Origin of the sequence: Streptomyces sp. NPDC048436 (genome assembly GCF_043200355.1) — a bacterium.
In the GTDB taxonomy this organism is placed as follows: domain Bacteria; phylum Actinomycetota; class Actinomycetes; order Streptomycetales; family Streptomycetaceae; genus Streptomyces.
The window spans coordinates 258962-266491 of sequence record NZ_JBICXP010000010.1; the positions used below are offsets into that span (position 1 = coordinate 258962).

Genomic DNA, 7530 nt, shown 5'->3' on the forward strand with positions numbered 1-7530 from the left:
GTAGTCGGGCACCCCCTGAGTCAAGGCAACCTCACCCCGAGCGCCGTCTGTACCAGTGCAGAGTGCAGCTTTCCGGTCAGCCCCGCGAGCTCCTTCGTACGGGCTTCCGCATGCGCTCTGGTCTGCGGATTGCGGTGCCTGCGCAACGGCGCCACGACCTGGTCGACCAGACCGGCCTCACGTTCGGCCGCCGACTTCAGGACGCGCAGATGCCGAGGTTCGATCCCGAAGCGTCCGAGTTCGACGACAAGCGCGGCGACCGTCACGGCCTCCGCGTCATAACCGCCGTCCGGCAGGGGCGCGATGAGCCCGTACGTCTCCCACTCGGCGAGCTGCTCCGCGTCGATCTCGGCAGCGGCGAGCAGCTCGGCATGGCCCACGCGGGCCGCGGTGGGCTCTTCGGTGTCACCGACGCCCCAGGCGTCACCGGGCTCGCGCGGCTGCCCCAGGGGAGCCACTGGAGCCCCTTCTCCGCGCTCCAGGGCCTCAAGGTGCTCCCGGATCACCTTGAGCGGCAGATAGTGGTCCCGCTGCATCCGCAGGACGTGACCGAGCCGCTCGACGTCCTGCCGGCTGAACTTGCGGTAGCCGGACGGGGTGCGTTCGGGCTCGATGAGCCCCTCCGACTCCAGGAAACGGATCTTGGAGATCGTGACCTCGGGGAATTCGTCACGCAGCGCGTTCAGTACGGCGCCGATGCTCATCAGCCGATGGTCCTCGGCGGCGGTGCCGTTCCCGGCACCGCCCCTCGGTGTGTGAAGCATGGACCTTCCCTGGGGGTGTCCCCCCGGACAAAGTCCGGGGAGGGTCAGATGGCCCGCTGGCTCGCGTAGAAGACCAGGCGGTACTTACCGATCTGCACCTCGTCGCCGTTCGACAGCGCGACCGAGTCGATGCGCTCGCGATTGACGTACGTGCCGTTGAGGCTGCCCACGTCGGCGACGGTGAAGGAACCGTCCCCGAGGCGACGGAACTCCACGTGGCGGCGCGAGACGGTCACGTCGTCCAGGAAGATGTCGCTCTGCGGGTGGCGCCCCGCCGTGGTCAGCTCGCCGTCCAGGAGGAAGCGGCTGCCCGAGTTCGGCCCGCGGCGCACCACGAGGAGCGCGGAGCCGAGCGGCAGTGCGTCAACGGCGGCCTGGGCCTCCGGCGAGAGGGCGGGCGAGGCGGTCTGCCCCGTCACCTCCGCGTCGTAGGCCTCCAGACCCGAGATGGAGATGGTGGAGGTCGTCTCGGACGGGCGCTCCGGCGCGGCCCCGGCCCGCAGCGGCGCGCCGCAGTTGGAGCAGAACCGGCTCGCCTCGGCATTGCGGTTCCCGCACCTCGTACACACCAGGGCCATGGACGGATCCTCCTGCCGCGGCTGCCCCGCGGGGGCATTCGATGCGTACGGACCGGGGGTAAACCCTCCACCCGTACTTGAGGTTGACGGTTCTCCGAAACCTATGCGGCCCGGACCGGCAGGGTCAACAGACGACGCGCCCTGAGCGCCCGAAATGTCACCGCCTGGCCCACCGACCTGGTCACGGAACATCGGGCGGTCCTCGCCCTGTCCCTCAGCATCTCCATGGCGCGGGGCACGGTGCCGGGCAGTGGCGGGGTTGCCGCTGTCCTCACGTGCGCTCTTGCCGAACAACTTCGCAAACAACTTCACGGGCGATTCCCCTTGACCGAAACAGACCCGCCCGTGGGGCAGGACGAACCCTGATTGCACTCACCGGCGTACATCGGCAGTGCAGACATCCTCACAACGTCCGCACCCGCCAAACAGTTTCCACCACGCACCACGCTTACGGTGCGCCGACCCCCCGCAACCTCATGCCCTCGACCGGCGGCCCCCATGCACCCCCGCCTCACTGGGACGACGACCGAGCGTAGTCAGGCCGCTTCGCCGGTCGCAAGGCGTCCACCACGATCTTCTCCACTCGCGTCACGGTGACGGTGGCCTGCTCCTTCTCCAGAGTCTGCACCACGCCACCTGGGATGTTCAGCGCCGGCTCCAGGTCCTGCGGCTTGCCGATCACCTTGAAACGGTAGGGCTTGCCGACCGTGCGGCCGTCCACCCGGATGCCACCACCGTCCGTAGCCGACAGATAGGTGTTGGCTACTACGCGTACGTCATTGATCTGGATGGCCTCGGCCCCCGCGGCGCGCAGCTCTTGAATGGCGTCGAGCAGCATGTCCGCCTCGACCGCTCCCCTCTTGTCGTCGATGGTCAGCGTGATACCAGGACCCTGCGCCGCCACGGTGCCCGCCAGAATGCCGAGTTGACGTTCCTTCTCGACAGTCTGCTTGCGGGCCTCCTCGGCCTGGTCCGAGCTGTTCTCCAACCCGGTGCGCTGGTCCTCGAGACGCTGCTTCTCATCTTCCAGACGCTGTGTACGGTCATCCAGTTCATCGAGGATGCGTACGAGATCTTCCTGACGTGCTCCTCGAAGCGCACTGCTGTCGTTGTTGGAGCGCACCTGGATGGCCAGGCCCAGGCCCAGCACGAACAGCAGCAGGGCGACGATCAGTTGGGGGCGCGTGACGCGCGGCGGCCACAGCCCCTCCGCCAACCGCCGACGGCCGCTGAGCTGCGGCTTCTCCTCCGGCTCAGGCGAAGAGCCCTCGACAGGCTCCTCGGGCGCCTTGTCCACGGGCTCAGCGGGCGCGTTGTGCACGGGCTCGGCGGGCGCGCGGGGCACCTCGGCGGGAAGCTCCTTGCGCCGGTTCTCGCTTCCGGGCGTCTCTTCCATACCCATCCGCGTCACGCCCGGAAGATGTGTCGGCGGATGGCGGCGGCGTTCGAGAAGATCCGGATGCCGAGCACCACGACGACGCCGGTGGACAGCTGGGCGCCCACGCCCAACTTGTCGCCCAGGAACACGATCAGGGCGGCCACCACCACGTTCGAGAGGAACGACACCACGAAGACCTTGTCGTCGAAGATCCCGTCGAGCATCGCCCGCAGGCCTCCGAACACCGCGTCGAGTGCAGCCACCACGGCGATCGGAAGGTACGGCTCGACCACCGCCGGAACCTCCGGCCGGACCAACAATCCGGCCACGACTCCCACGACGAGGCCCAGTACGGCGATCACTTTGTGCCCTTTCCTGCCTTCGGCTCTGCTGTTCGTACGGTCACACTCGGTGCTGCCGGCAGCCGGACATCTCCCTGAGCGGAAATGCTGGTCCTGACGCCGAAGTTCTCCTGCAGAGCATGCAGATACTGACCGTCGCGACTGTTCTGGAATCTCGTGCTCAAGCGCTGCCCGTCCCCCACGGCAAGCACCGTATAGGGCGGTACCAGCGGCTTGTTGTCGACCAGTATCGCGTCACCGGCGGCCCGGATCGCCGACAGCGCGGTCAGCCGCTGGCCGTTGATGGCGATCGCCTCCGCGCCCGACTGCCACAGGCCGTTGACGACCCGTTGCATGTCACGGTCGCGGACCCGCCCCGTGTCGGAGAAGCCGGCGCTCTCCCGCGGCCCGCCCCCGCCCTGGTCGGCCTCCTTGGCGTCGTCCACCACCAGCTTTACGCCGTTGCCGTGGACCTCGGTGGCACCCGAGAGCAGAGCCACCAACTCGCCTTTGCTTCCCCCGTACTTCTTCAGCGCCGCACGCTGGCGTTCACCCACGTCGTCGCGGAGCGCTTCGACATCCTTCTCGAGCTCGTCCGCATCCGTGGTCGCCGAGTCGATCCGGTCGATGAGTTCCCCGCGCTCCTTGGCCACAACCGGAGCGGCTATCCGCGCCTGCGCGGCACCCACCGTCACCACCAGGGCCGCGAGCACCAGTCCGAGGGCAAGCCCCAGCTTCGCCCGCAGCGGGCGAGGGACACCGCCGTCACCCTGCGCCTGCTTGCGCGCCGCTGCTTCCGCGTAGCCCTCGTCCAGGCTGTGGTCCATGACGGTGGTCAGCAGCGACATGGAGGCGTCCGGGCGCGGGGGGCGCGAGGGGGTGCTCCGAACGGGGGGCTGCTGCGGCATGCCGCACATCGTCGCACGTCGCGGCCACTACCTCCGAATGGCCCCACCGGCGTGCCGGACAGCACCCCTCACGGGTGCCGTCCGGCTCCTGCGACCGGTCAGCGGCCGGCGCCGTCCACCACGGCGGACCACTCGTCGAGCAACGCCTGAGCGGACGCGTCGTCGGGACCCTCGGCCCACAGATGAGTGACGGCCTCCGCCGGGTCCGGCAGCACCAACACCCAGCGCCCGTCGGCCTCCACGACCCGCACGCCATCGGTCGTGTCCACCGACCGGTCGCCCGCCGCCTCCACCACGCTGCGCATCACAAGCCCCTTGACCGCCCACGGCGTCGCGAGGTCACGCCGCTGCACATGGGCGCGCGGGATGCGTGCGTCGATCTGGCTCAGCGTGAGCTGCGTCCGCGCCACCAGGCCGATGAGCCGCACGAATGCGGCCGTACCGTCGAAGACGCTGCTGAACTCCGGGATGATGAAGCCACCGCGGCCGTCGCCACCGAAGATGGTCGACTCGTCGCGGCCCACCCGCGTCAGATCGTCCGGCGACGTGGTCGTCCAGTCGACCTGCGTCCCGTGGTAAGCGGCCACCTGTTCGCCGATGCGCGTCGTCGTGACCGGCAGCGCGACCCGACCGCTGCGGCGCTCCGCGGCGACGAGGTCGAGCATGACGAGCAGCGCCCGGTCGTCCTCGACAATCCGCCCCTTCTCGTCGACGAGCGACAGCCGCTCACCCACCGGGTCGAACCGCACACCGAAGTCGGCACGCGACGACGCCACGATCTCACCGAGCCGCACAAGCCCCGACCTGCGAGTCTCGTACGTCTCCGTCGGCCGGGACTCGTCGAGACCCGGATTGACGGTCAGCGCGTCGACCCCGAGCCGCCCGAGCAGACTCGGCAGCACAAGGCCCGCACTGCCGTTGGAGGCATCGACGACGACCTTCAGATCGGACTCGGCCACACCGGTGGTGTCGATGTTGCGCAGCAGCGAACCGGTGTACGAGTCGAAGACGCTGGACGGGAAGTGGAGATCCCCGATCTCCCCGGGGAAAGCACGCCGGTACTCCTGACGCGCGTACACCCGGTCCAGCTTCCGCTGACTCCCCTGCGACAGATCGGCCCCGCTCCCGTCGAAGAACATGATGTCCACGGAGTCGGGCACACCCGGCGTCGTCCGGATCATGATCCCGCCGGCGCTGCCCCGAGCCGTCTGCTGCCGCGCCACCGGCAGCGGCACATTCTCCAGATCGCGTACGTCGATGGCGCTGGCCTGCAACGCCGAGATCACCGCGCGCTTCAGCGCCCGCGCGCCTCTGGAGTGGTCACGGGCGGTGGTGACGGTCGAACCCTTCTTGAGGGTCGTCGCATACGCCCCCGCGAGCCGCACCGCGAGCTCGGGCGTGATCTCCACATTCAGGATGCCGGAGACCCCGCGCGCCCCGAAGAGATGGGCCTGGCCCCGGGACTCCCAGATGACGGACGTGTTGACGAAGGCGCCGGCCTCGATCGTCTTGAACGGGTAGACCCGCACATTGCCCTGGATGATCGATTCTTCACCGACGAGGCACTCGTCGCCGATGACGGCACCGTCCTCGATACGGGAGGCCCGCATGATGTCGGTGTTCTTGCCGATGACGCAGCCGCGCAGGTTGCTGTGCTGCCCGATGTAAACGTTGTCGTGCACGACGGCCTTGTGCAGGAAGGCACCGGTCTTGACCACGACATTCGAGCCGATGACGGTGTGCTCGCGGATCTCGGCGCCGGCCTCGACCTTCGCGTAGTCCCCGATGTACAGCGGCCCGCGCAGGACGGCGTCAGGGTGCACCTCGGCGCCTTCGGCAACCCACACACCGGGCGAGATCTCGAAGCCGTCGAGCTCGACGTCGACCTTGCGCTCCAGCACGTCGGCCTGCGCCTTGACGTAGCTCTCGTGCGTGCCGACGTCCTCCCAGTAGCCCTCGGCGATGTAGCCGTAGACGGGCTTGCCTTCCTTCATGAGCTGAGGGAAGACGTCACCGGACCAGTCCACCGACACATCGGCGTCGACGTAGTCGAAGACCTCGGGCTCCATGACGTAGATGCCCGTGTTCACCGTGTCGGAGAAGACCTGCCCCCAGGTCGGCTTCTCCAGGAAGCGTTCGACCTTTCCTTCTTCGTCCACGATGGTGATACCGAATTCCAGCGGATTGGGAACGCGCGTCAGACAGACGGTGACGAGCGCACCCTTCTCCTTGTGGAAGTTGATCAGCTCGGTGAGATCGAAGTCGGTCAGAGCATCACCGGAGATCACAAGGAAGGCATCATCTTTCAATGCCTCTTCTGCGTTCTTCACACTCCCGGCAGTACCGAGTGGCTTTTCCTCGTTGGCATAGGTGAGCTCCATTCCGAGCTCTTCACCATCACCGAAGTAGTTCTTGACGAGGGAAGCCAAGAACTGGACGGTTACCACGGTCTCGGTGAGCCCATGCCTCTTGAGCAGCCGCAGCACATGCTCCATGATGGGCCTGTTGGCCACAGGCAGGAGCGGCTTGGGCATGCTGGAGGTCATCGGGCGAAGGCGTGTGCCTTCGCCTCCAGCCATTACGACGGCCTTCATGTCGGAAGCGTCCTCCTCAATAGACGACGATCTGGCCGACTTGGCCCGCCGGGCCAGGCCCGTATGTGTCGCTTACGGGCCTGCAAGCTCTACAGCTGTCGAATCGGCAAGCTCAATCGGCCGTGGCGTTCGCACGGACAAGTCGGCGGACCTGAACCACGTAGAGGATCCCTGCCCACCAGTACAGCGTTGTACCCCATCCTGCGAACGCCCATCCGAAAATAGCAGCGAGAGTGTTGATCCAGCCACTTCCGTCACTGAGCAGCAGTAGTGGAAAGGCGTACATCAGGTTGAAGGTGGCGGCCTTGCCGAGGAAGTTCACCTGAGGCGGCGGATAGCCGTGACGCCTGAGGATGCCGACCATCACCAGCAGAACCATCTCGCGCAGGAGCAGCGCCGCGGTCAGCCAGAGCGGAAGAATCTCCCGCCAGGTGAGCCCGACCAAGGTCGACAGAATATAGAGCCGGTCAGCCGCAGGATCGAGCAGCCGCCCAAGCTTGCTGATCTGGTTCCAGCGACGGGCCAGCTTGCCGTCGAGATAGTCGCTGATACCGCTCAGCATCAGCACCAGCAGCGCCCAATGGTCACTCTTGGGCCCGCCGAACTCGGGCCTGAGGATCAACCACAGGAAGAGGGGTACGCCGACGAGGCGCGCCATGCTGAGGATGTTCGGGATGGTGAGGACTCGGTCCGTCTGGACACGTGTCTCCTGGACCTCCACCCGGGGGCCTCCTGTGGGAAACGAGCCGATGATGCCCCCTGACCTTACCCTCAGTTGTCAGCCGGCGGTGCAGAGGGGTAAGCGAAAGCCAGAAACACAAAAAAGCCGTGGCCCCTGGACAATTAAGTCCAGGGACCACGGCTATAAAATAAGTTCGGCGGCGTCCTACTCTCCCACAGGGTCCCCCCTGCAGTACCATCGGCGCTGTGAGGCTTAGCTTCCGGGTTCGGAATGTAACCGGGCGTT

General features: G+C 67.0%; 7 protein-coding genes and 1 rRNA gene. All 8 read right to left on the reverse strand.

What is annotated here, in order from left to right:
• Nucleotides 1–20: 20 nt before the first annotated feature.
• Nucleotides 21–764: a MerR family transcriptional regulator gene (locus ACGFX9_RS30355; protein ID WP_393479579.1), complete on the reverse strand. Its 744-nt coding sequence runs from the start codon at nt 762–764 to the stop codon at nt 21–23.
• Nucleotides 765–808: 44 nt separating this feature from the next.
• On the reverse strand, nt 809–1342 hold the full coding sequence (locus ACGFX9_RS30360; RefSeq protein ID WP_393479582.1) for an FHA domain-containing protein: 534 nt from the start codon (nt 1340–1342) through the stop codon (nt 809–811).
• Nucleotides 1343–1853: 511 nt separating this feature from the next.
• Nucleotides 1854–2744, reverse strand: a complete 891-nt coding sequence (locus ACGFX9_RS30365; RefSeq protein WP_393479645.1) for a DUF881 domain-containing protein — start codon at nt 2742–2744, stop codon at nt 1854–1856.
• A 5-nt stretch (nt 2745–2749) separates the two neighbouring features.
• Nucleotides 2750–3082, reverse strand: a complete 333-nt coding sequence (locus ACGFX9_RS30370) for a small basic family protein (RefSeq protein WP_030794354.1) — start codon at nt 3080–3082, stop codon at nt 2750–2752.
• Nucleotides 3079–3978: a DUF881 domain-containing protein gene (locus tag ACGFX9_RS30375; RefSeq protein ID WP_393479586.1), complete on the reverse strand. Its 900-nt coding sequence runs from the start codon at nt 3976–3978 to the stop codon at nt 3079–3081. The genes ACGFX9_RS30370 and ACGFX9_RS30375 overlap by 4 nt, the downstream gene beginning before the upstream one ends.
• Before the next feature lie 89 nt (nt 3979–4067).
• On the reverse strand, nt 4068–6563 hold the full coding sequence (locus tag ACGFX9_RS30380; protein ID WP_393479589.1) for a sugar phosphate nucleotidyltransferase: 2496 nt from the start codon (nt 6561–6563) through the stop codon (nt 4068–4070).
• Between the two features lie 112 nt (nt 6564–6675).
• Nucleotides 6676–7284, reverse strand: coding sequence for a CDP-alcohol phosphatidyltransferase family protein (locus ACGFX9_RS30385; protein ID WP_393479592.1), 609 nt, complete (start codon nt 7282–7284; stop codon nt 6676–6678).
• 152 nt (nt 7285–7436) lie between these two features.
• Nucleotides 7437–7530 (reverse strand): 5S ribosomal RNA (gene rrf / locus ACGFX9_RS30390); the annotation flags it as partial.

Coding starts and splice junctions, on each gene's coding strand:
- ACGFX9_RS30355 (WP_393479579.1), bottom strand. CDS start 764: ATGCTTCACACACCGAGGGGCGGTGCCGGGAACGGCACCGCCGCCGAG.
- ACGFX9_RS30360 (WP_393479582.1), bottom strand. CDS start 1,342: ATGGCCCTGGTGTGTACGAGGTGCGGGAACCGCAATGCCGAGGCGAGC.
- ACGFX9_RS30365 (WP_393479645.1), bottom strand. CDS start 2,744: ATGGGTATGGAAGAGACGCCCGGAAGCGAGAACCGGCGCAAGGAGCTT.
- ACGFX9_RS30375 (WP_393479586.1), bottom strand. CDS start 3,978: ATGTGCGGCATGCCGCAGCAGCCCCCCGTTCGGAGCACCCCCTCGCGC.
- ACGFX9_RS30380 (WP_393479589.1), bottom strand. CDS start 6,563: ATGAAGGCCGTCGTAATGGCTGGAGGCGAAGGCACACGCCTTCGCCCG.